This window comes from Micromonospora sp. CB01531, assembly GCF_001905095.1.
Lineage (GTDB): Bacteria > Actinomycetota > Actinomycetes > Mycobacteriales > Micromonosporaceae > Micromonospora.
Window position 1 is genome coordinate 1 of record NZ_LWLS01000105.1, and the last position, 22,908, is coordinate 22,908.

General features: G+C 70.5%; 20 protein-coding genes and 1 pseudogene. 10 read left to right on the forward strand and 11 right to left on the reverse strand.

The annotated features are described in order from the left end of the window. Nucleotides 1–33: 33 nt before the first annotated feature. Complete coding sequence (locus tag A6A27_RS31660; protein ID WP_073838316.1) at nt 34–1,035, reverse strand: helix-turn-helix transcriptional regulator; 1,002 nt, start codon at nt 1,033–1,035, stop codon at nt 34–36. A gap of 69 nt (nt 1,036–1,104) precedes the next feature. On the opposite strand from A6A27_RS31660, the gene A6A27_RS31665 reads away from it, so the two are divergent. The 6 genes from A6A27_RS31665 to A6A27_RS31690 all read left to right on the forward strand — a co-directional run bounded on the left by A6A27_RS31665 (nt 1,105) and on the right by A6A27_RS31690 (nt 5,989). Next, nucleotides 1,105–1,905: a DinB family protein gene (locus A6A27_RS31665; RefSeq protein WP_073838317.1), complete on the forward strand. Its 801-nt coding sequence runs from the start codon at nt 1,105–1,107 to the stop codon at nt 1,903–1,905. Nucleotides 1,906–1,907: 2 nt separating this feature from the next. Next, nucleotides 1,908–2,594, forward strand: a complete 687-nt coding sequence (locus tag A6A27_RS31670; RefSeq protein ID WP_073838318.1) for an alpha/beta fold hydrolase — start codon at nt 1,908–1,910, stop codon at nt 2,592–2,594. A 159-nt stretch (nt 2,595–2,753) separates the two neighbouring features. Further along, a complete protein-coding gene (locus A6A27_RS31675; RefSeq protein WP_073838319.1) occupies nt 2,754–3,320 on the forward strand; it encodes a GNAT family N-acetyltransferase in 567 nt (188 codons plus the stop codon). A 667-nt stretch (nt 3,321–3,987) separates the two neighbouring features. After that, nucleotides 3,988–4,464, forward strand: coding sequence for a hypothetical protein (locus tag A6A27_RS46410; RefSeq protein WP_241825538.1), 477 nt, complete (start codon nt 3,988–3,990; stop codon nt 4,462–4,464). 253 nt (nt 4,465–4,717) lie between these two features. Continuing rightward, a complete protein-coding gene (locus tag A6A27_RS31685) occupies nt 4,718–5,521 on the forward strand; it encodes an oxidoreductase (RefSeq protein ID WP_143194271.1) in 804 nt (267 codons plus the stop codon). Nucleotides 5,522–5,701: 180 nt separating this feature from the next. Continuing rightward, nucleotides 5,702–5,989, forward strand: coding sequence for a DUF2277 domain-containing protein (locus A6A27_RS31690; RefSeq protein WP_073838320.1), 288 nt, complete (start codon nt 5,702–5,704; stop codon nt 5,987–5,989). A gap of 213 nt (nt 5,990–6,202) precedes the next feature. Here the strand turns inward: A6A27_RS31690 and A6A27_RS31695 are convergent, their stop codons facing one another. From A6A27_RS31695 to A6A27_RS31720, 7 genes and pseudogenes are all read right to left on the reverse strand, one after another. Further along, nucleotides 6,203–7,168 carry an acetyltransferase gene (locus A6A27_RS31695; protein WP_241825539.1) on the reverse strand — a complete coding sequence of 322 codons (966 nt, stop codon included), beginning with the start codon at nt 7,166–7,168 and terminating at the stop codon, nt 6,203–6,205. Between the two features lie 473 nt (nt 7,169–7,641). Then, nucleotides 7,642–8,840 (reverse strand): annotated as a pseudogene (locus tag A6A27_RS31700) (glycoside hydrolase family 15 protein). After that, nucleotides 8,747–9,451: a trehalase-like domain-containing protein gene (locus A6A27_RS47765; RefSeq protein ID WP_443190020.1), complete on the reverse strand. Its 705-nt coding sequence runs from the start codon at nt 9,449–9,451 to the stop codon at nt 8,747–8,749. The pseudogene A6A27_RS31700 and the gene A6A27_RS47765 overlap by 94 nt, the downstream one beginning before the upstream one ends. A 1-nt stretch (nt 9,452) precedes the next feature. Next, nucleotides 9,453–9,929 carry a hypothetical protein gene (locus A6A27_RS31705; RefSeq protein ID WP_073838321.1) on the reverse strand — a complete coding sequence of 159 codons (477 nt, stop codon included), beginning with the start codon at nt 9,927–9,929 and terminating at the stop codon, nt 9,453–9,455. 357 nt (nt 9,930–10,286) lie between these two features. Beyond that, nucleotides 10,287–11,474, reverse strand: coding sequence for an ArgE/DapE family deacylase (locus tag A6A27_RS31710; RefSeq protein ID WP_073838322.1), 1,188 nt, complete (start codon nt 11,472–11,474; stop codon nt 10,287–10,289). 127 nt (nt 11,475–11,601) lie between these two features. Beyond that, a complete protein-coding gene (locus A6A27_RS31715) occupies nt 11,602–12,876 on the reverse strand; it encodes a Zn-dependent hydrolase (RefSeq protein WP_073838323.1) in 1,275 nt (424 codons plus the stop codon). 81 nt (nt 12,877–12,957) lie between these two features. Next, complete coding sequence (locus tag A6A27_RS31720; RefSeq protein ID WP_198940528.1) at nt 12,958–14,073, reverse strand: diaminopropionate ammonia-lyase; 1,116 nt, start codon at nt 14,071–14,073, stop codon at nt 12,958–12,960. Between the two features lie 111 nt (nt 14,074–14,184). On the opposite strand from A6A27_RS31720, the gene A6A27_RS31725 reads away from it, so the two are divergent. Further along, a complete protein-coding gene (locus A6A27_RS31725) occupies nt 14,185–15,114 on the forward strand; it encodes a LysR family transcriptional regulator (RefSeq protein WP_073838324.1) in 930 nt (309 codons plus the stop codon). A gap of 141 nt (nt 15,115–15,255) precedes the next feature. Here A6A27_RS31725 and A6A27_RS31730 read toward each other — a convergent pair whose 3' ends face one another. The 3 genes from A6A27_RS31730 to A6A27_RS31740 are packed head-to-tail and all read right to left on the reverse strand — an operon-like array spanning nt 15,256 to nt 18,853. Continuing rightward, on the reverse strand, nt 15,256–16,221 hold the full coding sequence (locus tag A6A27_RS31730; RefSeq protein WP_073838325.1) for an ROK family protein: 966 nt from the start codon (nt 16,219–16,221) through the stop codon (nt 15,256–15,258). Nucleotides 16,222–16,225: 4 nt separating this feature from the next. Further along, nucleotides 16,226–17,695, reverse strand: a complete 1,470-nt coding sequence (locus A6A27_RS31735) for a M81 family metallopeptidase (RefSeq protein WP_073838326.1) — start codon at nt 17,693–17,695, stop codon at nt 16,226–16,228. 12 nt (nt 17,696–17,707) lie between these two features. Further along, the gene (locus A6A27_RS31740; RefSeq protein WP_073838327.1) at nt 17,708–18,853 is read right to left on the reverse strand and encodes an ROK family transcriptional regulator; all 1,146 of its coding nucleotides are present in this window, start codon (nt 18,851–18,853) and stop codon (nt 17,708–17,710) included. A 292-nt stretch (nt 18,854–19,145) separates the two neighbouring features. Between A6A27_RS31740 and A6A27_RS31745 the strand changes: the two genes are divergently transcribed. The 3 genes from A6A27_RS31745 to A6A27_RS31755 all read left to right on the forward strand — a co-directional run bounded on the left by A6A27_RS31745 (nt 19,146) and on the right by A6A27_RS31755 (nt 22,908). Next, on the forward strand, nt 19,146–20,951 hold the full coding sequence (locus A6A27_RS31745; RefSeq protein ID WP_073838328.1) for a peptide ABC transporter substrate-binding protein: 1,806 nt from the start codon (nt 19,146–19,148) through the stop codon (nt 20,949–20,951). Between the two features lie 77 nt (nt 20,952–21,028). Then, on the forward strand, nt 21,029–21,988 hold the full coding sequence (locus A6A27_RS31750; protein WP_073838329.1) for an ABC transporter permease: 960 nt from the start codon (nt 21,029–21,031) through the stop codon (nt 21,986–21,988). Next, the gene (locus A6A27_RS31755; protein WP_073838330.1) at nt 21,985–22,908 is read left to right on the forward strand and encodes an ABC transporter permease; all 924 of its coding nucleotides are present in this window, start codon (nt 21,985–21,987) and stop codon (nt 22,906–22,908) included. The genes A6A27_RS31750 and A6A27_RS31755 overlap by 4 nt, the downstream gene beginning before the upstream one ends.

Consider the following 22,908-nt stretch of genomic DNA (forward strand, 5'->3'; position numbering starts at 1 on the left):
CAGTTGTTCAGATTCTCGAACCCAAGGATCTAGTTAGATGCATGGATCAGCGGCAGCCGTATCCTTCGACATCGCAGGCCGGCCCGGCAGGGCGGCAGCGAAACGCGCCGCGAGCGTCGCGATCGCGGCACGGAGCTCTTGTCCGCCAACGACGCGGAAGGCGAACGGCACACTCGCCAACCACTCCTGGGCATACATCGTTGGATTGCTCGTGCTGCCGATGAGCACGCACCCGTCTCCTGATGGTTCAAGCCGTCCCATGGGAGGCCGGATCCACGGGGCCACCTCAGCCAGCGGAGCGTCGAACACCACATGGGTGGGGAACTCCCACCCCATGCCCAGGTTCTCCTCCAGCGCGGCAACCGGGTCGAGGTCGTCGGGCGGCTCGAACTCGCGCGTGGTCTGCTGGACCGCGCGGACCCGGTCGACGCGGTAGGTGCGGATCGCGTCGACCCGATGGGAATGACACAGGACGTACCAGCGCCCGTGGCGGACGACGACCGCCCAGGGGTCCACCTCGGCGTCCCACTGGTTGCCGGTCTCGCTCCGATACGTGAGCAGCACGCGGCGTCGGGCCGCGACGGCAGCGACGAGTGCGCTGGTGGTGGCAGGATCTGGACGGGCCGAGTAGCGGTCGGGCGCGGCTGACGCATGCTGTCGCAGCGCGGCCGCTTGCCGGCCGACGCTCTCGGGCAGGGCCTGGATGACCTTGCTGAGGGCAGAACCTACGAGGTCGTCGACGTCGGCGGCGGCCGGCTGGCCGTCGAGCACCGCCATGACCAGACCAAGTGCCTCGGCCTGGGTGAAGACCACCGGGGGCAGCCGTGTTCCGCGCCGGAGTCGGTACCCGCCGTGAGGGCCCCGGGCCGACTCGACGGGGATGCCCGCCTCCCGGAGGATCCCGACGTACCGGCGCGCGGCCCGCTCCGTGACACCCAGCCGCTCGGCGAGTTGGTCGGCGGTCGTGCCGGCGCGGGTCTGGAGGATCTCGAGGGCACGTAGCGCTCTTGCGGTGGGGCTGGGATCGGTCGGCACACGAGCAGGCTAGGAAATCACGAGATGAACCGGAAGTAGATCGTCCGGAACTGGCCCTAGCGTGATGTCGTGATCGAGTTCCGCGAGCAGGACCTCACCGGAGCGCGCTTCGAGCGCGTGAGCCTCCGAGGCTCCACGTTCACCCAGGTGGCCCTCAACGACGCCAGCATGCGCGCAGTCGACCTCACCGGGGTGCAGGTCCGCGGCGCCCTGTTCAACCGCTGCCGAATGCGCGGCGTCGAGCTCGTCGACATCGAGATCAGCGGCGAGCTGCAGAACGTCGTCGTGAATGGCGTCGACATCGCGCCGCTCGTCGACGCCGAACTGAACCGTCGCATGCCAGACCGAATGCGGATGCGCCCCGACGACAGCGACGGGTTTCGTGCGGCGTGGGCAATCCTGGAGCGGCTGTGGGAGGGCACCGTCGCGCGGGCGAGCGCGTTCCCCGAAGCGGCGCTCCACCGCAGCGTCGACGACGAGTGGTCCTTCATCCAGACCCTGCGGCACCTCAACTTCGCCAGCGCTGCCTGGGTGGACCGGATGATCCTCGGCAACGCATCGCCGTGGCACCCGTTGGACCTGCCGTGGGACGAGGCGCCCGGGTGGGACGGCATCCCCTGGGACCGGGAGGCACGACCTTCGCTCGACGAGGTGCTCACGGTCCGGCGCGAACGCCAGGACAGAGTCGGTCGGGTCATCGCGTCGCTCACCGACGAGCAGCTGGCCGCCGAGGTGACTCGCACCGAGCCGGGATGGCCCCGGTTTGACCGCCTCCGTGTCAAGGAGTGTCTCCGCGTCGTCCTCACCGAGGAATGGGAGCACCGGCGCTATGCCGAACGTGATCTGACCGCACTGGAAGAAGGGAACTGATCATGGAGATCCTGCTCGCCGCTGGCCTGTGGCTCGACGGATCCGTCTGGGACGACGTCGCGTCCGCACTCGAGTCACTCGGCCATCGCCCCGTACCGCTCACCCTCCCGGGCCAGGGTGACGGATCCCCGTCCGCCACGCTCGACGACCAGCTGGCAGCGGTCGTCGCCGCCGTGGACTCGGCATCGGGAAAGCTGATGGTGGTGGGGCATTCCGCCGCCTGCACCCTGGCTTGGCTGGCCGCTGACGCGCGACCGGAGCAGGTCGCCAGAGTCGTCCTCATCGGGGGCTTCCCGTCCACCGACGGGGAGGCCTATGCGGACTTCTTCGAGCTGAAGGATGGCGTCATGCCCTTCCCCGGCTGGGGACCCTTCGAGGGGCCAGATTCTGCGGACCTCGACGAGGAGGCCAGGCGAGCCATCGCGTCCGCGGCGATTCCGGTCCCCGAGGGGGTGGCCAAAGGCGTCGTGCGGTTGGCCGACGAGCGGCGGTTCGACGTCCCGGTCGTGCTCGTGTGCCCCGAGTTCACCCCTGCCCAAGCCCAGGAGTGGATCAAGGCCGGTGACGTGCCCGAGCTCGCGAAGGCCAAGCACCTTGACTTCGTCGACATCGACTCCGGTCATTGGCCCATGGTGACCAAGTCGGTCGAACTCGCCCGGCTCCTTGCCGCAGCGGCTGCCGAGGGCTGACCACCGCGGCGCCGGCGGCTGGACACCTGGCGTGCCCTGCTGCCGGCTTCGGCCACGTTTCTCGAGGTCATGGCAGTGCATCGACCGACCAAGTGGCAAGCGGCTGTGGGCGTTCAGGTCGCGCCCCGGGAAGATGTGACGCGCGAAAGGAGCCACCCGATGCCATACACGATCCGACCTTTGGACGCCTCGACGTGGGACGCATTCGCGGAGCTTGTCGAGCGCAACAACGGCATCTTCGGTGGATGCTGGTGCATTGGCTACCACCCGGAGTGCGGCCAGAAGGGAATCAGCTACCGCGCGGCCAAGGAGGACCGGGTCCGGACAGGTCGGGCTCACGCCGCGCTCGTCCTCGACGAGGACGGCACCGCGCAGGGGTGGTGCCAGTACGGCAGCCCCGCGGAACTACCGCGCATCAAACACAGGCGCGAATACGACAAGGATGAACCGCCGAGCCCGGACTGGCGGATCACCTGCTTCTACATCGACAAGAAACATCGCCGGCAAGGCATCGCCCGCGCAGAGCTGGAAGGCGCCCTCGACCACATCGCCCATGCCGGCGGTGGCCTCGTCGAGGCCATCTCCGAGGTGACCACCGGCCGTGAGGCGCCAGGCCGTTTCCTGTTCAGCGCGACCGTCGAACTGTTCGAGCAGTTCGGATTCACCCGCGGCCGGCAGGTTGGCAAGCACGCATGGGTCGTGAGCAGGGTGGTCGACGTGGCGTGAATTTCCGCTTCCGTAGCGCGCTCGAAAACTCGTGATCATCACCGCCGCCGGCCGGCTACCATCCCCGGCGATGGCGGAGTTCGTGCATATCACCACGGCGCAATCGGCTCGACGCATCGCGCGCTCGGGAGTCGCCGCGCGCAGCCGCGGCGGGCCGGCGGCCGGGGCGTGTACGCGGCCGCGGAGCGCGGCGACTACGCGAGCGGTTGCAGCTCAGCGGTTCATCGGGGTCAGATCAGAACAGCTGCTGATCTCCGTGCGGCCCAGTCGGGGTTCATAGGATGTCAGCAATGGCAACCGACAGCTCGTGGGATCGACGCCGGCCGCGCTTGGTGGGATGGGCGGACGTCAACCCGGCGCAACATCCGTTCGACCCTGCCGGGGTGTTGACCGTCGTGCAATCGTTGGCGCCCCCGGTGCCATTCCCGTTCCGCCCACCGTGCCGTCCCTTACGCAGCAAGCGGCATGGTCAGAATACTGTGCCGCGCGCGAGGACGCGTTCCGGTGGAACATGGCGGTGACCCAAGCCCTCGTCGACCGCTACGGCCGTTGGGCGTACGGCTGGCACTGGTCGCGGTCGCCTGGTGTGGAGTTTTATCGCGGCAGGCCGGTCAGGAGATGGGACTTCTTCGCACCCATCGCGACTTCAGCGGCCGAGACACTGCTCATGGTTGCCGACGAGATCGTTCGATGGCAGCGTTGGCTGCAGGAACTGGCGGAGCGGTTCGACCGGTTCCGGCCCTCGCTTCGTCTCGAGGGAACGACCGAGCGGGCCGACACCGTCCCCATCTGGGAAGCTGCGACCGCCCATCTGCTGACCACCACCGTGGCTCGCATCGAGGATGACGACGCATGGCAAGGCTGGTGCAGGCGGGTCCTCACCTGGTTCCTCAACGCCGCCGGCGTACCTGAGCAGCGCAGCGCGACGCTGGTCGAGGAGGCGGTGGACGCCAGGTTCGACAACTGGGTGCCTCTGACCGCCGCCGACGTCGCCGACATCGCAGAGCGCATCGCCAGGCAGGTCAGGCAGTCGGCGAACGGCGGTGTTCCCCGTGCCGGCCAAGGGGGCGACGACTGGCCCGACACCTGGCCGCACGCCTGGCCGTCCTGGCGCGCGACAAACCTCGCCCGTAGCTACAGCTAACCGGGGTCGAGTGTCGCCCGGAGCCGCCTGGGGCCGGCCAGGACGGGGCACCGTATCAATATGTGACCCCGAGACCGACCATGCCGGCGCCGGCACCAGCGACCGCGCCGAGGACCGCCGGCTGGACGCCGCCGCGGTTTGGTGGCGGCGTCGGCGGGAAGCTCACGGATTTGCGACCACATGGAGAGGGATTTCTCGTGACATCGGCGCTTCCCGGCGGGGCGTTCCCGCTGGGGATCTGACGGTCGCCCGGATGGGGTACGGCGCGATGCAGTTGGCCGGCCCGCACGTCTTCGGCCCGCCGACCGACCGCGACGCGGCCGTGGCCGTGCTGCGCGAGGCCGTCGAGCTGGGCATCAACCACATCGACACCGCCGACTTCTACGGCCCGTACGTCACCAACGAGATCATCAGGGAAGCACTGCACCCATACCCGGACGAGCTGCACATCGTGACGAAGGTCGGATCATTGCGTGACGCCGAGGGAAACTGGCCACGGGCACTCGCTCCCGAGCAGCTGCGCCAAGCCGTGCACGACAACCTGGACCACCTCGGGCTCGACGTGCTCGACGTCGTCAACCTGCGCGTCGGCGGGTTCGACCGGCCCGCTCCCGGCTCCATCGCCGAGCCGTTCACGGTCCTCGCGCAGCTGCAGCAGGAGGGCCTGATCAAGCATCTCGGTCTCAGCACCGTCAACTCTGAACAGCTCGCCGAGGCACAGTCCATCGCGCCGGTCGTGTGCGTGCAGAACTACTACAACATCGCAAACCGGGACGACGACGCCCTGATCGGCTCCCTGGCCGCGCAGGGCATCGCCTACGTGCCCTACTTCCCGCTCGGCGGCTTCTCCCGACTGCAGTCGGAAGAACTGAACGCTGTCGCCGCCCGCCTCGACGCCACACCGATGGCCGTCGCGCTGGCTTGGCTGCTCAAGCGCTCCCCGAACATCCTGCTCATCCCCGGCACCTCATCCGTCGCACACCTGCGCGAAAACGTCTCCGCTGCCGCGCTGCCCCTTCCCGAGGACGCGTTGACCGAACTCGACCGGATAGGTTGACACACAGTGGCGCCACCGCGGCGATCTTGGTCAACGCCGCGCCGTGCGAGATCACCGCGAGCCAACTGGCCGTTTCCTGCGGTCAGCGCGGCCGCTCAGGCAGTAGCCGCACCGCGACGCAGACCCGAAACGTAGCCCCAGGGAAGCTCGCGGTGGCCAAGGCCGTGGCATCGTGGAGGCATGTGCAGGAACATTCGAGTGCTCCACAATTTTGAGCCACCTGCGACCGATGACGAGATCGAGGCGGCCGCCATCCAGTACGTGCGCAAGGTCAGCGGCGCGACGCGGCCGTCCGCGGCCAACGAGGAGGCGTTCGACGAGGCGGTCCGCGCTGTCACGGCGGCCACCCGTACCCTGCTGGACAGCCTTGTGACGAAGGCGCCTCCCCGCGACCGCGAGGTGGAGGCTGCGAAGGCCAAGGCGCGCGCAGCTGAACGGTACGGGGTTCGAGCGACGGCCTCGGGCTGACGCCCCCGGTGGGCGGGCGGATCAGGTGGTCAGCGCCAACCGGTCCAGCAGCCACCGGCACCGCCAAGGGCAGCCCAAGCCGCGGACCACGCCGAAGAGCCACGACAGACTGGCCAGGGGCCTGCCCCGCCCCTGGCCAGCCATCCGTGATCTTCTCCTAACGCCTTCCGAGGCCGGCCGTGCCCGTCCCGGGCCCGTGGGACGGGAGCCGAGTCAACGGCTGCCGGCTCCTGGACCTGCCGGCTCGGCTGCGATCGCTGAGCCGGGCGTCATGGCCGAACCGGACGGCGTTCTGGCGGCGGGTTCGAAGATGACCCGGGACCGCAACTGCCGGAACCCGGTCCGTTCCACCTCTGCCAGCACCGCGACCCGGTGGGCGTCCACGTCGGCCAGCACCTCGCGGGCGCCGCCGGTGGCCAGCACCCTTACCGCCTCGGCCAGCAGTTCGCCTCGGACGGCGTCGTCGAGCAGGCCGAGGTAGGCGATGAGCGGGTAGCAGGCATCCCCGGCCGTGCCGACCAGGCCGACCGGCTCCCCGGCGTCTGACGCGATGCGCCAATCTCCGGCGGTGCTGTTCAGCCAGGCCAGTGGGTCGGTCGCCAAGTCCACTCCGCCCACCGCCCGCGCGATCTCCTTTCCGGTCAACACGTCCGGCTCGACGACTCGGGCGACGATCGCGTTGATCTCCGCCGCGTCGACGGCCGGACGGAACGTGTACCGCCCGGAGGTCGCCGGCAGCGGTGTACCCGCACAGGAGCATCTCAGCCGCTCCCCGCGCTCGACCAGCCCGGCGAGGCGGGCCGCCGCCATCGGTACCTTGGCCACGGCGAGTACCTCCGGTCGGCGCCGCCAGTGTGCCGGCATGGCGGCGTAGTACTTCTGGGGACCGCCGAGCGCCTCGTGCGCGGCGCGCAGCAGCGCGGCACCCGCCTCTGGCTCAGCGTCCAGGTCAAACCGCTCCAGCCACGGGGCGCCGACGGCACCCGGAGGAAGGAGCCAGGCCGCCCGGCCGATGACGCGGCCGGCTCGCATGGCGACCCAGGTGTTCTCGGGCTGGTAACCGCCACCGGCGATCCCGTCGGCGTAACTGACCTGTCGCAGTTGAGGCAACGGATCGGGCATGGACTCGAACAAACTTTCCTCGCCCGCGACAAGCGGGCGGATGACCAGATCGGTCACGGGTGATCCTCCGGAAAGCGAACGCCCCGGGCTCAGATCCGCGTGAACGCCGGGACGCGGACGAGGCGCAGAACATCGGACATTGTTCTGACCTCCTTCCAGCTCGACGGCGTGGCCGAAACGTACTCGACCCGCAGGCTCCCCGCAACAAGCCCTCGGCTTGGCAGGACAGCTGTCCGTACACCAAGGCGACCGACGGACGTATCCAAAAGGTGGCCAGAACGCCGTCCAGCGGCGAGCCGGGAAGGGTACTTCGGGTCGAAACCGGCACCGGTTGGCTTCCGCGGGCCGGTGGCGCCGCACTCCTCGGGGTTGCCGCTGCCCCAGCGCGCTGGCTCCCGGCGTACGCCGTGGTCGCACCACTGGTCGTCATCCTCCTCGCGCTGGCCGTGCACCTGTCCAGAGACACCCTGGAGCCGCGGCCACCGCAGCACCCTGACGTCAGGCGGCGGTCGGCGGAGCGTTTCCAGCGGTCAGCCGGATCCAGGCACATCTGCGGGGGCGTCTCGGATGGCGAGTGCGGCTTGGATGAGTGCGGCGTGGGTCAGTGTCTGGGGGTAGTTGCCGAGGTGGGCTTTGGTGGTGGGGTCCATCTCTTCGGCGTAGAGGCCGAGTGGGTTGGCGTGGTGGAGCATGGTTTGGAACAGTTCGACCGCTTCGGTGTGGCGTCCGGTGCGGGCGAGGGCTTGCGCGAGCCAGAAGGAGCAGGGCAGGAAGGCGCCTTCGGTGCCGGGGAGGCCGTCGCGTCCTGGTGGGTACCGGTAGAGGAGGGGCCGCCGGCGGAGAGCCGGTTTCGAATGGCGTTGATGGTGCCGTGCACGCGGGGTGATTCGGCGTTGTCTATGTCTAGCAGTGGCAGGACGAGTAGGGCTGCGTCGAGGTCTGGGGAGCCGTAGCTGCGGACGTAGCTGCTGGCCGTTGGGTCGAAGCCGTGTGTGCGGACGTCGGTGGCGATGGCCTCTCGTGCTTTCTGCCAGCGTCGGCGTTGGCGGTCTGGGAGTGGGTGGGTGTCGGCGATGCGTAGGGCTCGGTCCAGGGCGAGCCAGCCCATGAGTTTGGAATGGACGTGTTGGGCGGGTGTGCGGACCTCCCAGATGCCGGCGTCGGGGTCCTGCCAGCACCGGGCGACCAGGTCGGCGCGGCCGCGCATCGCCCGCCATGTCTCTGGCCAGAGGCGCTGTCCCTTCTGGGCGAACGCCCAGGCGGCGTCGATCACCCAGCCGTAGCCGTCGAGTTGGTGTTGGCCGGTGGCGCCGTTGCCGATCCGTACCGGGGCGCTGTCGAGATAGCCGGGCCAGTCGGGCATTTCCCGTTCCGCTGGTACGTGGCGGCCGTGCAGGGTGAACACTGCCGGCAGGCGTGGTCGCTGTAGTCGGCTGGCGCGCAGCAGCCAGGCGAGGAAACCGTGGGCCTCCTCGGGCTTGCCGACGCTGAGGAAGGCGCTGACGCCGATGCTGGCGTCCCGGGGCCAGACATAGCGGTAGTCCCAGTTCCGTACCCCGCCGGGGTCCTCGGGCAGTGACGTTGTGGGTGCGGCTACCAGGGCTTGCGAGGGTGAGTAGGTCAGCAGGCGCAGGGTCAGCAGGCTTCGTGCGACGTGTTCCCGGAACGGCAGCGATTCGTCGATTTCGGCGGTCCAGGCCCGCCATCGGCTCTCGTCCTCGAGGAGCAGGTTCCAGGCTGCTGCCGGCTCGACGTGGATGAGAGGTTCGCGGTGGGCCACGGCCAGCACGAGAGTGACCGGACGGCCTGGGCTGACCGTGATCGAGGTGGGCCGACCCGGTTCGATGGTGAGTTTGGGTGCGCTGCCCAGCGAGACGGCGAGCGATCCCCACTCACACACAGGGCCTGCCGGCGCTGGTGGACTCGGGGCCGGCGGTGTCGTACGCCGAGGCGGGGATTGAACTCGACGACGGCGTCGACCGTTTCGTCCTCGGCCGACAGGCGCCGAACGATCATGCTCGTGGGCAGCAGGTGGCCGCTGATCTCGGCCACCATGCCCTCGGTGAGGGTGAGGCGGCCGTTGCTGACTGCCCAGGTCGTCTCCAGGGTGGCGGTGTTCTGACGGTAGCGCCGTTCGACGACCGGGGCCGGCCCGGCTGGGCCGACCCGGAAGGTTCCCGCCTCCGGGCCCCCGACTAGCCGGCCGAACAGGGGCTCACCGTCGAAATGGGGCACGCAGAGCCAGTCGAGTCGGCCGTCACTGGCGACGAGGGCAGCGGTGCGGGTGTCGCCCAGCAGACCGTAGTCGCTGATCGGCGCCGAGGGTGGAGGGCTCGTCACGTCAATCGGCCTTGAGGAGCAGTCCGAGGACGACCCCGTACATGACGTGGACGACAGCCGCGACCGCGGGAGTCTGGATGCCGTAGTTGAGGCCGAACAGGCCGGGTGGCTCCAGCACCGCGGTGCTGGCCAGGCCGGCCCGCTGCGAGGCCATGCGTGGGTGGACACCTGGAAGCAGCGGCAGGAGCACCGTCAGTGCGATCCCGACGTGGAGCAGCCCGAGCAGCGCGCCGATCCACCAGGTGGCGCGGTGCAGCAGCGCGAACGTGGCCGCGTAGCCGAGGGCGAAGCCCTGACCGGCACCGAGGTGGAGGAAGAACCCGACGACCCGGGCCCGGTCGGGATCCTCCGTGACGAGGGTCCCGAGCACCAGCGGAAAGTCGAGGCGAGTGAGACCTGCCAGTTGAGCGGTGATCAGCGCCGCGGTGAGCGCCGTGGTGGCGACCAACCCGAACAACGCCCATCCAGCCCAGTCCATCTCAGCAGCGGTCGACGCCGCGGGCGTTCCGCCCGACGAGCCTGCCGACGCGGGCGGCACCAGCGCTGGCGGGTCGCCCGGCGTCGGTCATGGCGACACCGGCACCAGTCGGCCCCGCAGATGGCCGGGCCTGAAGTGCCGAGCAGCGGCTGCACGCCGCGGGCACCGGGCTCGGCAACGTCCTCGCAGGCATCGGTCCACCCTTCGGCTGGACAACGTGAAGGTTCTACTGGCTTGATCGGGACGCCCGCGTCGCCCGCATCTGCGACTACAGTGGCCATTCCGGCTTTTCACCATAAGCCACCGCACCTGCGACACCGGCCCGCTTGCCGAGATACTCCTGGGTCCGTTGACGGCTCAGGAGCAGAAGTCGGCGATGGTGCTGGTGAGGATGTCGGTGAGGCGGTCCAGGGAGGCGAGGTCGACGTATTCGGTGGCGGCGTGGGCACCAGCGCCGTCGACGCCGAAGAGCAGGCAGGGGATGCCGGCGCGGTCCAGGAGGGCGCAGTCGGTCCAGTAGGACTCGGCGCGTATCACGGGCGGGTGTCCGAGAATCCGTTCCGCGTGGCGGACCAGGGTGCGGACGACGGGTGCCTCCGGGTCGGCCTCGAAGGGCTCGCGGTGCAGGCCGCGGGTCAGCCGGTAGCGGAAGTCGGGGACCGTGGCGGCCAGGCGGTCGAGCATGGCGGTCAGTTCGCGCTCGACGCGGTCGGAACTCTCCCCCGGGACGGTGCGGCGCTCCAGGGTGATGCGGCAGTGCGCCGGGTAGGTGGAGGCCTCCTCGCCGCCCTGGATGACGGAGGCGTGCACGGTGCCGGTGCCCAGGAGGGGGTGGGCCGGGCCCGCCATGAGGCGCTGGCCCAGTTCCTCCAGCGCGACCAGGAAGTGCCCGGCCTTGGCGATGGCGTCGATGCCGAGTTCGGGCCGCGAACCGTGGGCGGCGCGGCCCTCGATCTCCACCTCGAACCAGACGAAGCCCTTGTGGGCGAGCGTGACTTCGAGCTGGCTCGGCTCGGTGACGATCGCCCCGTCGGCGATGACGAACTCCAGCACCTCCTCGGTGCCGGAACTGCCGTGTTCTTCGTCGGCGACGCAGGCGAGCATGACGTCACCGGGCAGCGGACCGCGGGCGGCGCGGACCGCGGCGACCATCATGGCCGCGAGGCCACCCTTCATGTCGAAGGCGCCGCGGCCGAACATCTTGCCGTCGCGGATCTGCGGATCGAACGGGTCGCCGTCGTAGTCGGCCGCGCCTACCGTGTCCAGATGGCCGTTGAGCATGAGGGACCGGCCGCCGCCGGTGCCGCGGGCGATCGCGACGAGCGAGGGCCGGCCGGGGCGCTTCTCGAGTCGATGCACCTCGAAGCCGCGGGCGCCCAGCCATGCGCCGCAGAAGTCGGCGATCTCGGTCTCGCCGGCGCCACCGGGAACGAGGTCAGGATTGACGGAGTTGATGGCGATCAGCCTGGCCAGCAGGCGGCCGGGATCGTCATCCGGTTCCAGCGCATCGGGGGCCGCGGGAGTGGTGGGACTCTCGAAGAGCATCGGGGACCTTCCATAGTCATCAGGTTCCGGACGGGCGCTCGGACCTGCCGGTCCGGAGGGAGTCGGAAAGCGTCCGGCGGCTCTTCCCGGACCAGCTGCGCGCACTGCTCGGGGCGTTGCCGGGTGGTCAGTCTTGGTTGGCGAGGCGCAGGAGAGTGGTGGCCAGGACGTCGATGCCGTGGGTGCAGGCCTCGGGGGTGGAGTATTCCCGGGGGTTGTGGCTGATGCCGTCGTACTCGCCGCGGACGAAGATCATGGCGGTGGGGCAGAGCGCGGCGATCTCCTGGGCGTCGTGCCCGGCGCCGGAGAGCAGGGAGACGTGCGCCAGGTCGTGGTCGTCGGCGGCCTGCGCGATGACCTTCTGCACCCCGTCGTCGAAGGGCACGTAGGCGGTCCTGGCCATCCGCCGGGTGGTCAGCGACAGTCCCGGCTGGCTGCCCGCCAGGTCGTGCAGGAACGCGGCCAGCGCCTCCTCGGCGCGGGCCATCTGGGCGTCGTCGGGGTTGCGCAGGTCCACGGTCAGCTCGGCGCGGGCCGGGACGATGTTGGTCAGGTCCGGGTGGACGATGAGGTGGCCGACGGTGGCCCGCAGGTCGCCGTAGTCGCCGGAGTCGACCAGGGACCGCAGGTGGACGATGATCTGGGCGGCGGCGAGCCCGGCGTCGGCGCGCAGGTGGGTGGGGGTGGTGCCGGCGTGGGCGGCGCGACCGTGGATAGTGATCTCCTGCCAGGAGATGCCCTGGACGCCGGTGACGACGCCGATCTCGACCCCGTGCTCGGCGAGGACGGGGCCCTGTTCGATGTGGCATTCGACGTAGGCGTGCGGCGCGTCGAGGCGTACCTCGACGGGGCCGTCGAAGCCCGTGCGGGCGAGTTCACCGCCGAGGGTGCGGCCGTCGCGGTCCGTCAGCGCGTGGGCGTACTCCAATGTCAGGCGACCGGCGGCGACTGCGCTGCCGAGCATGTCGGTGCCGAAGCGGACGCCCTCCTCCTCGGTGAAGATGCCGACCTCGATGGGGCGGCGGGTGGTGATGCCGCGTTCATTGAGGATGCGGATGACTTCGATGCCGCCCAGGACGCCGAGACAGCCGTCGAAGGCGCCGGCGGTGGCGACGCTGTCGATGTGTGAGCCGGTCAGCACGGGGGCTGCGGTGGGGTCGGTGCCCTCGCGGCGGCCGTAGATGTTGCCCATCTGGTCGATGCGGACGGCCAGGCCGGCCTGTTCCATCCAGGCGATCACCTGGCGGCGGCCGGCCGCGTCGGCGTCGGTCAGGGCGAGGCGGTTGACGCCGCGCAGGCCGGTGCGCTCGTCGTGGTACGCGCCGATCTCGGCGAGGTCCATCAGCGACTGCCACAGGCGTTCGCCGTTGACGGTGATCTTGCTGGGGTTGAGGCTCGTCAAGGTCTGTCTCCCAGGAGCTGTCGGTGACGGTGGAGTTGGGCGGCGAGCGGGTCAACCGGCGCGGCCGCGGGCTGCGGATGATCAGTGATCGAGCGTGGAGTGCGGGTTGGCGGTCGGGCCCTCGGTGCTCAACAGCACGACCACCGAGGCCGAATCGAGTCCCAGTGCCGTTCGGCGTTCGCCGGCCCCCACGCCGGTGAGCGCCGCACGTAGGCCGGCGAGCGCCGCGGCCCCGCATGGGCCCGCGTAGACACCGAGAGCGGCGAGGTCGAGGGCCGCGCGGGCGCTGTCGGGGTCGGGGATGGCGACGGCGGCGTCCAGCCCGCTGTGCAGGTAGGGCCAGGCGATGCTGGACGGGGTGCCGCAGTTGAGCCCGGCCATCGCGGTGGCGCCGGTGGTGACGCTGACCGGTGCGCCGTGGGTGAGGCTTTCCAGGACGCAGGCGGCGGCCGCCGGCTCCACCGACAACAGCGCGGGCGCCCGTCCGGACGGGCGGCTGCGGTAGTGGGTGATGACGGCCTGGGCCAGCGACCCGACGCCCACCGGTACCGCGACGAGGTCAGGCCCCGCGACGATTCCCTCGGCGGTCAGCTGCTCGTCGATCTCGACGCAGAGGGTGGAGTAGCCCTCGACGATCCAGCCCGGGATCTGCTCATAGCCCGGCCAGGCGGTGTCCTGGACCAGGACCGCCGCCGGCGCGGCGGCGGCCTCCGCCGCCAGGCGGACGGCCTCGTCGTACGGCCCCGCGACCTCGGTCACCTCCGCCTGCTCGGCGACGATGGCCGCCACCGCCTGCGGATGCACACCCTGCGGTACGAACGCGTGGGCGTGATGCCCGAGCAGGCGCGCCGTACGGGCCACCGCCCGGCCGTGGTTGCCATCGGTGGCGGTCACCAGGGTGACCGGTTCGTCGCCGCTCACGGTCCGCGCGGAGAGCACGCGGTGGACCGCCCAGGACGAACCCAGCGCCTTGAACGCGGGCAGTCCCAGCCGGCACGACTCGTCCTTGACGAAGACGCGGCTTACCCCCAGCTCCGCCGCCAGCGGCGGGAGTTCGGTCAGCGGCGTGGGCGAGTAGTCGGGCAGGGTGGTGTGGAAGTTCCGCACCTCGGCAGGTGCGGGTGTGCACCTCCAGGCGCGGGCGCCGGGCGGCGCAAGCCACAGCATCAGCGCGGGGGAGGAGACATTCTCGGTCACAGCTCCAGGGTGCGCCGGACTCCTATGATCGGTCCAGCGAATGTTTCCGACCTGTACTCATCGAGAAACCCGACCGTTGCGGGTTGCTGCGCGACGGCGAGGAGAGCGTCCATGTTCGACCTGCATCGCCTGCGCCTGCTGCGCGAACTCAAGCACCGCGGCACGCTGGCCGCGGTCGCCGCTGCCCTGTCCTACGCCCCCTCCTCCGTCTCCCAGCAGCTCTCGCAGTTGGAAGCGGAGGTCGGCGTCCGATTGCTGGAACCGGTCGGGCGGCGGGTGAAGCTGACCGAGCAGGCCGAGATCCTCGTCGCCCACACCGAAGCGGTTCTCGAACGCCTGGAGCGTGCGGAGGCGGAGATCGCCGCCTCCCTGACCGAGCTGACCGGGACACTGCGCATCGCCTCGTTCCAGACCGCCGCCCTGGCCCTGGTCCCGGCCGCGCTCGGCCTGCTGCGCGACCAACATCCGCACCTGCGCGTCCACGTCACGCAGCTGGAACCCGAAAAGGCCCTACCCGCCCTGCAGGCCCGCGACTTCGACCTGGTCGTGGCCGAGGAATATCCCGGCAACCCCAACCTGCGCCCCGCCGAACTCGAACAGGAAGACCTGCTCGACGACCCTCTTCACCTCGCCCTGCCCGACGACGGCCCGGACACTCACGACCCCATGGCGACGCTGCGCTCACTCGCGGACCACCCGTGGGTGATGGAACCCGAAGGCACCACCGCGCGGCACTGGGCCGTGACCCTGTGCCGCAACGTCGGCTTCGAACCCGACGTACGGTTCGAAACCACCGACCTCCTGCTGCACCTTCGCCTCGTCGAGCAGGGGCATGCTGTTGCCTTCCTGCCCGACCTCGTCTGGAGCGGACAGCCCCCAACGGTCATCCTGCGACAACTCCCCCGGGATCAGCGCACCCGCCGGGTCTTCACCGTCGTACGCCGCGGCCGCAGCCGGCACCCCGCCGTCGAGGCGTGCCGGGGCGCCCTCCGCCAGGCGGTCACCCTCCGCTCGAGCCAGGCACCCGGGCGGCAGAGCTGACCGCTGTCCGCTCCGTGCCAGCCACACCCGGGGGAGCGGGACGAGGCGAGGCTGCGGGTCCGGCTGCCGGACCCGGGTGTCAGTCGGCCCGCGTAGGCGCCGCCCCCGGCGTCCACGACGCCGGGTTGCGGTCGGCCGCCGTCACGCGACAGGCGGCACGAGTTCGGGTGCGCCCCAGCCGTCAGGAACGGGCAGGCCGGCCTCCCGTCGGGCCATGGCGGCCGCGCCGACCTGTGCGGCCTGGGCACCGAAGGCGGAGCGCAGCACCGGGGGCGGGGTCCGCCAGGCGAGAGCCGCCCGGAGGGCGTCGCGTACCGGGTCGAAGAACAGCGCGCCCGCGTCGGCGAGCCCACCGCCGAGAACGATGCGGGCCGGGTCGAGGGTCAGGGTCAGGGTGGCCAGGGCCGTCCCCAGAGCCTGGGTCGCGTCGTCCCAGACGGCGCGGGCCACCCGATCGGTGGCCACCGCGTCGGCGATGCCCCGGCTGTCCAACCCCGGGGTTCCGCCGAGCCGGGCATAGCGGCGGGCCAGCCCGCCGGCGGACGCATACACCTCCAGGCATCCCCGCTGCCCGCAACTGCACGGCTCCCCGCCGGGGTAGACCGGCATGTGGCCGACCTCGCCGGCCGAGCCGGTCGCGCCCGGCACCGGCGCACCATGCACCACCACCGCCGCGGCGATGCCGGTTCCCAGCGGTAGCAGGAGGAAGTTGTCCAGTCCGCTGGCTGCTCCGGCCACCGCCTCGGCGACGCCGGCCGCCCGTGCGTCGTGCCCGACCGCCACCGGCAGTCCGAGATCGTCCCCGATGAGGGCGCGTAGCGGCACGTCCCGGAACCGGATGTTGGCGGCGTACCGCACCACCCCGTAGACCTCGTCGACGAGGCCCGGTGTGACCACGCCGATCGCGGCGGGTGTGGCGCCGAGGGCGAGCGCGTCGTCGCGCAGCTGGAGGCACAGGGACCGGACGGCCTTGACCGGGTCGTCGTCCGCCCGCGACGGCACGGTCAGCGAGTGCCGGAACCGGCCGTCGTCGCCGACCACGGCCCCCTTGATGGTCGTTCCACCGACGTCGACGGCGAGGACGCACCGGCCTTCGGGCTGCGTCACGCGATCACCCGGTCACCACGGTGAGGTCCGCGGTGAAGTCGCGGTCCAGGGGAAACACCGGTCGCACCACACGCTGGTACGGCAGCCGCGCGAGGTCCTGGTCGACGCCGCCCGGGGTCAGCGCGAGCAGCCAGTCTCCGGCCGCGTCGAACAGTTCAGGTTCGAGGTAGCCGATCTTCACCACGACGAGATCCATCTCGTCGACCGCGATCCCCAGCCGGGCGTAGGAGTCCAGCAGGCGGTACTGCATCCGGCGGGACGTGACGAAGACGCTCAGCCCGCCGACCCGTACGCTGGCGCACCGCCCACCGTCGGGATCGTCGGCGACCGCCTCCAGGATCCCGTCGAGCGGCAGCGGGCCCGGGTCCCGGGAGTCGATCCGCCCGCCGACCGCCACCCGGACCGGTGAGCCGAGCGGCTGGTCGGCGATCTGCGCTACGGCCTGCGGGTCGACCAGCGACGCGAACACGGCGCGGCGGGAGCCGTCGCGGATCTCGGGGCGGGCCAGCAGCCGGTCGAGGGCGAAGGTGACGTCGTCGGCACCGCCGGCGCCAGGGTTGTCGCCCGAGTCGCTGATGAAGAAGGGTCGCCGGGCCGGAGCCGCGGCCGCGGCCAGGGCTGCGTCGAGGCACTCGTCCATCGAGCCGGTGGGGGCGACGAAGGCGAAGTCGTCGCGGGCCGCCCAGAAGTGCCCGCCGAGCTCGCGGGCCGCCTCGGTGGTGGCGGTGGCGTCGGTGCCGGTGACGACGACCGCGCCCCGGCAGCGCGGCTGGTCGGCCCAGGCGAACCCGATCCAGATCGCGGCGTCGACGATGCCGTCCCGAGCCTCGACCTCGGGGATCCTCGCGTAGAGCCCCCGGGCCGGCTCCTCGCGGGTGCTGGTCATCTCGCCGGGCAGCAGGATCGGCACGTGGACCAGGGCCTTGTGCGGGCGCCGCTGCCGGCGCAGCGCCTCGACCAGGTTCCGGGCGGCGCGCTCACGGGTCTCCCACACGTCGATGTGCGGGGCGGTGCGATAGCAGGTGAGCAGGTCGCAGGCGTCGAACAGCACCTGCGAGACGTTGCCGTGCAGGTCCATCGCCGCGGAGACGAACGGCTCCGGCCCGAGCACCGACCGGATGGCGGTGACCAGGTCGCCCTCCGCGTCGTCGCGTCCGACGACGCTCATCGCACCGTGGATGTCCAGCAGCATGCCGTCCACCGGGCCGGCGGCGGCCAGCTGCTCCACCATCTCGGTGGCCCAGGCCTCGTACGTCGCCGGGTCCACGGCCCCGCCGGGCAGGGCCCGGGCGTGCACGAGCGGTATCCATTCGACGTCGGCGGCCCAGGGCTGGGCGGGGGAGAGCCAGCCGTAGCGCGCCAGCAGCGCAGCACCCCGGGTGACCTCGAAGTCGTGGGCGGTGCTGAGGTGGGGCGAGAACGTGCTGGATTCGATGTGGATGCCGCCGATGGCGATGCGGAGGGGACGGGGCACGGGTGTTGCTCCTCAGGAGGGTCGTACGTCGGCCGTCGTGCGCAGCAGGTGCCCGAGGCCGACCAGGGCCGCATCGGGGCCCGCGACGCTGGCTTCGATGGTCAGGGACTGGGTCATGGACGGTAGGCAGCGCTCGTAGAGCATCCCCCGGGTCGCGGCCACGTAGACGTCGAGGCTGGACAGCGCGCCGCCGATGACGACGGCGTCGGGGTTGAGGAAGTTGACCAGGCCGGAGAGCGCCACGCCGAGCAGCCTGCCGGCGTGACGCACCATGGTCACCACGGTCGGGTCGGCGTCGCTGACCGCTGCCATGATGTCCCGGACGGTGGTCGCCGATGAGCCCTGCTCGGCCAACTGGCGGGCCAGGGCGGCGCCGCTGGCAACGGTCTCCAGGCAGCCCCGGCTGCCGCAGGAGCACTCCCGCTCGCCACTGTCCGCCACGCGTACGTGGGTGACATCGCCGCTGAGGCCGCGACCGCCCCGGTAGACCTGTCCGCCGCTGACCAGGCAGGCACCGATGCCGGTGCCGGCCTTGACGTAGATCATGTCGCCGAACTCGTTTCTCCGGGTTACGTACTCGCCGATCGCCGCCGCCTTGGCGTCGTTGTCGACGGCCACCGGCACCTGGAAGCGCGTGGCGAGGTGGTCCCGCGCGTCGACGCCGCTCCAGCCGGGCATCCGGGCCGGGCCGACCAGCCGGCCGCCGGGGAACTCGACCGGGCCCGGTAGAGCGACGCCGACCCCGAGCAGCTCCTGGCCCGGCGCGGCCGACGCTTGGAGCCGCGCGAATGTCGCCGCGACGACGTCGAAGACCTCTTCGGGCCCGGCGGCGATGTCGAGGGCCACCTCCTCGGTGGTGCGCAGCCCGCCGTCGGGCGCGCACAACCCCACCCGGGCATGCCGGCCGCCCAGCTCGGCGACGGCGAGGACCCCCTTGGTCTCCCGCAGGCGCAGGATCCGGGGGCGCCGTCCCCCGGTGGACCGGCCGACCCCCTCCTCCAGGACGACGCCCTCCTCGAGCAGGCGGCGTACCACGCTGGTGACGGTCGAGGGGGCGACCTGCAACGCCTCGATGAGGTCGGCGCGCGAGGTGGCCGCGCCGCTGGCCAGCAGGTCGAGGGTCTGGTCGCGCAGGGTGGCGGAGATCGATGGTTCCAAGGTGCCTCTCCTTGTTTGGGCGGTCCTCCGGCGCCGCCTCAGTGTGTCGCAGTGCCACGGCAGGGTGCGCTCCGGAGCCCACGCGAAGAGTATCGGTCGATGCTTCGCCGACTTCGATCGTACCCTGGCCAAAGTCGCCGAATAAAGAGGGTAACTTTCGTTGACTAGGAACTTCGGCGCGGTTACATTCTCCGCGTCGAACGTCGAGGAGCAGCACCAGGCGGCGGGACGCATGCCGACCGCCGCCGGCGCCCGGAGACGCGGGGCACGTGCACATCAATCGAGGAGACTCATGAGGAGCAGATTTCCCGGGCGCGCCCTCCGCGGCGCGGTGGCGGTAGCCAGCGCGGTCGCCCTCGGGGCGGGCCTGGTCGCCTGCGGTGGCGGCAGCGGTTCGTCGAAGGCGGGCGGGAGTCAGGGCAAGGACGCCGTGACTGTCGCCTTCCGTACCCCCAACTGGATCCTGCCGATCTCGGCACCCGGCTTCACCCAGGGCGAGAACGCCATCTTCGGGCAGGCGCTGTACCGATCCCTGTACCAGTACAAGCTGGACGGCACCGCGCAGTACAACATCGACCCGCAGCGCTCGATGGCCGAGCCGCCGGTGGTGAGCGACGGCGGCAGGACGCTGACCATCACGCTGAAGGACAACACCTGGTCCGACGGCAAGCCCGTCACCACCAAGGACATCCAGTTCTGGTACGACCTGGTGACGGCGAACAAGGACAAGTGGGCGTCCTACCGGGCCGGCGGCCTCCCGGACAACATCGCGCAGTGGTCGGTCAAGGACGACAAGACCTTCTCGATCACCACAAAGGAGGTGTACAACACCGCCTGGTTCGTGGACAACCAGCTCAACAAGATCACCCCGATGCCGGAGCACGTCTGGGACAAGGACTCCGCCACCGCGGCCGTGAGCAACCTGGCCAGCACGCCGGAGGGCGCGAAGAAGGTCTTCGACTTCCTCACCGCGGCCTCGAAGGACCCCAAGACGTACGACTCCAACGAGCTGTGGAAGGTCAACAGCGGCCCGTGGAAGCTAGCGAAGTACGTGCCGAACGGGGAGGTCACCCTCGCCGCCCAGCCGAACTACTCCGGGGTGGACAAGCCGAAGCTCGCCAAGGTCGTGCTCCGGCCGTTCACCGGCGACGACGCCGAGTTCAACGTGCTACGCGCCGGTGACATCGACTACGGGTACGTGCCGGCGGCCAACCTGTCCCAGGAGGGCTACCTCAAGTCCAAGGGCTACACGGTCTCCCCCTGGTACGGCTGGTCCGTCACCTACCTGCAGCTGAACTTCAACAACCCGAAGACCGGGGTGCTGTTCAAGCAGCCGTACCTGCGGCAGTCGATGCAGATGCTCATCGACCAGCCGACGATCAGCAAGGTGATCTGGTCCGGCACGGCCGCGCCGACCTGCGGCCCGGTGCCCGCCAAGCCGGGCACCAACGGCACCGACGCCGCCGGCTGCGTGTACTCGTTCGACCCGGCCAAGGCCAAGGAACTGCTCGAGAGCCACGGCTGGCAGGTGACCCCGGACGGGCAGACCACCTGCCAGACGCCGGGCACCGGACCGAACCAGTGCGGCGACGGCATCGCCGCCGGCACGGCGCTGAACCTCACCGTGACCAGCCAGACCGGCTTCGCCGCCACGACCAAGATGTTCGCCGAGATCAAGTCGCAGATGGCCAAGCTCGGCATCCAGCTGACCATCAAGGAGGTGCCCGACTCGGTTGCGGTCACCCCGGCCTGCAAGCCGACGGAGGCGACCTGCTCGTGGGACATGTCCTTCTTCGGCTCGCAGGGCAGCTGGTACTACCCGGCCTTCGCCAGCGGTGAGCGGCTCTTCGCCACCGACGCCCCGGTGAACCTGGGTAGCTACAGCAACCCCGAGGCCGACAAGCTCATCGAGGCCACGCAGTTCTCCGGCGACGAGAGCGCGCTCAAGGCGTACAACGACTTCCTCGCCAAGGACCTGCCGGTGCTCTGGATGCCGAACCCGGTGTTCCAGGTCTCGGCGTACCGGGCCGGTCTGCAGGGCGTCGAGCCGCAGGACCCGATGAACTTCATGTACTTCCAGGACTGGTCCTGGAAGTAATCGATCACTGATCGTCCCGGCTCCGGCGGCGCCCACCGCGCCGCCGGAGCCCCGACCGGGGAGGAGGAACCGCCCAGGTGGTCCGGTACCTCATCACGCGCTTGGGCCAGGCCCTCATCGTCGTCGTGCTCGTCACGGTGATCGCGTTCCTCATCCTGCACCTGCTGCCCGGGGGCGCGGCGCGGGCCACCCTCGGCAAGGAGGCGACGCTGGAGCAGTTGGCGGCGTTCAACCACGAGATGGGCTACGACCGGCCCTGGATCCAGCAGTACGGCATGTACGTGCAGCGCCTGCTGCACGGCGATCTCGGCTACTCGTATCAGCTCAACCAGTCGGTCGTCGAGGCGATCAGCCAGCGGCTGCCGAAGACCATGGTGTTGTCGCTGCTGTCGACCCTGCTCGCCATCGTGCTGGCGATCCCGCTCGGGGTGATCCAGGCGGTGCGCCGCAACCGCTGGCCCGACTACACCATCACCTCGCTGTCGCTGCTGGCGTACGCCACGCCCATCTTCTTCATGGGCCTCATGATGATCATCCTCTTCTCGCAGATCTGGCCGATCCTGCCGCCGGAGGCACCGCAAGGATTCACGGTGGCGGAGGTGCTCGCCGATCCGGCCGGGCTGGTCCTACCCACGGTCACGCTCGCCATCGTCACCATCGCGGTCTACTCGCGATACGTACGCTCCGCCATGGTCGACAACCTCAACGAGAACTACGTCCGCACCGCCCGCAGCAAGGGCCTCTCCGAGCGGCGGGTCGTCCTGCGGCACACCCTGCGCAACGGGTTGTTCCCGGTCATCACCTTGCTCGGGATGTACCTGCCCGCGCTGTTCAGCGGGGCGTTGGTCGTCGAGTCGCTGTTCAACTTCCCCGGCATGGGGCAGCTGTTCTGGCAGGCGGCGCTGAAGCGTGACTTCCCGATCCTGCTCGGGGTCACCGTCATCATCTCGATCGCGACGGTCGTCGGCGCGCTCATCGCCGACCTGCTCTACGCCGCCGTCGATCCCCGGGTCCGACTCCGCGGGAGCGCGTCATGACCACCCTCTCCCAGGCGGTCCGCCCAGGCACCGCCCCCGACCAGCCGGCGGACGCGGCCGAGGCGCCGGTGCGCGGCCTCTGGCGGCAGGGGCTGGTCGTCTTCTGCGAGAACCGGCTCGCCCTGGTGGGCCTGGGCCTGTTCGTCCTGCTGGCCGGGATCTGCTTCCTCGGCCCGCTCTTCTACCACACCGACCAGGTGCACACGGACCTCACCGCCGTACACCTGGCCCCGGGTGAGCAGGGGAATCCGCTCGGCACCGACGGGGTCGGCTACGACCAGTTGGGGCGGCTCATGCTCGGCGGTCAGACCTCGATCATCGTCGGGCTCGCGGCCGGGATCCTCGCCACCGCCCTGGGCACGCTATGGGGCGCCGTCGCCGGGTTCGTCGGGGGGTGGGCGGATTCGGCGATGATGCGGGTCGTCGACGCGATGATGTCGATCCCGTCGCTGTTCCTCTTCATGCTGCTCGCCGCCATCGTCACCCCGAGCGTGTCGATGCTCATCCTCATCATCGGCGCCTTCGCCTGGCTGGGGCCGGCCCGGCTGGTCCGGGGTGAGGCACTGACCCTGCGCTCCCGCGAGTACGTCCAGGCCATGCGGGCGATGGGCGGCACGGGCGGCCGGGCGGTGCGCCGGCACATCGTGCCGAACGCCATCGGGACCGTGATCGTCAACGCGACCTTCCAGGTCGCCGACGCGATCCTCTACGTCGCGTACCTGTCGTTCCTCGGCCTCGGTGTCCCCCCGCCGGCGGCGAACTGGGGCGGGATGCTCTCCGACGGCCTCGCGGACACCTACAGCGGCCACTGGTGGCTGCTGTATCCGCCCGGAATCGCCATCATCCTCATCGTCCTCGCCTTCAACTTCATCGGCGACGGGCTGAGGGACGCCTTCGAGGTCCGCCTCCGGCGGCGGTAG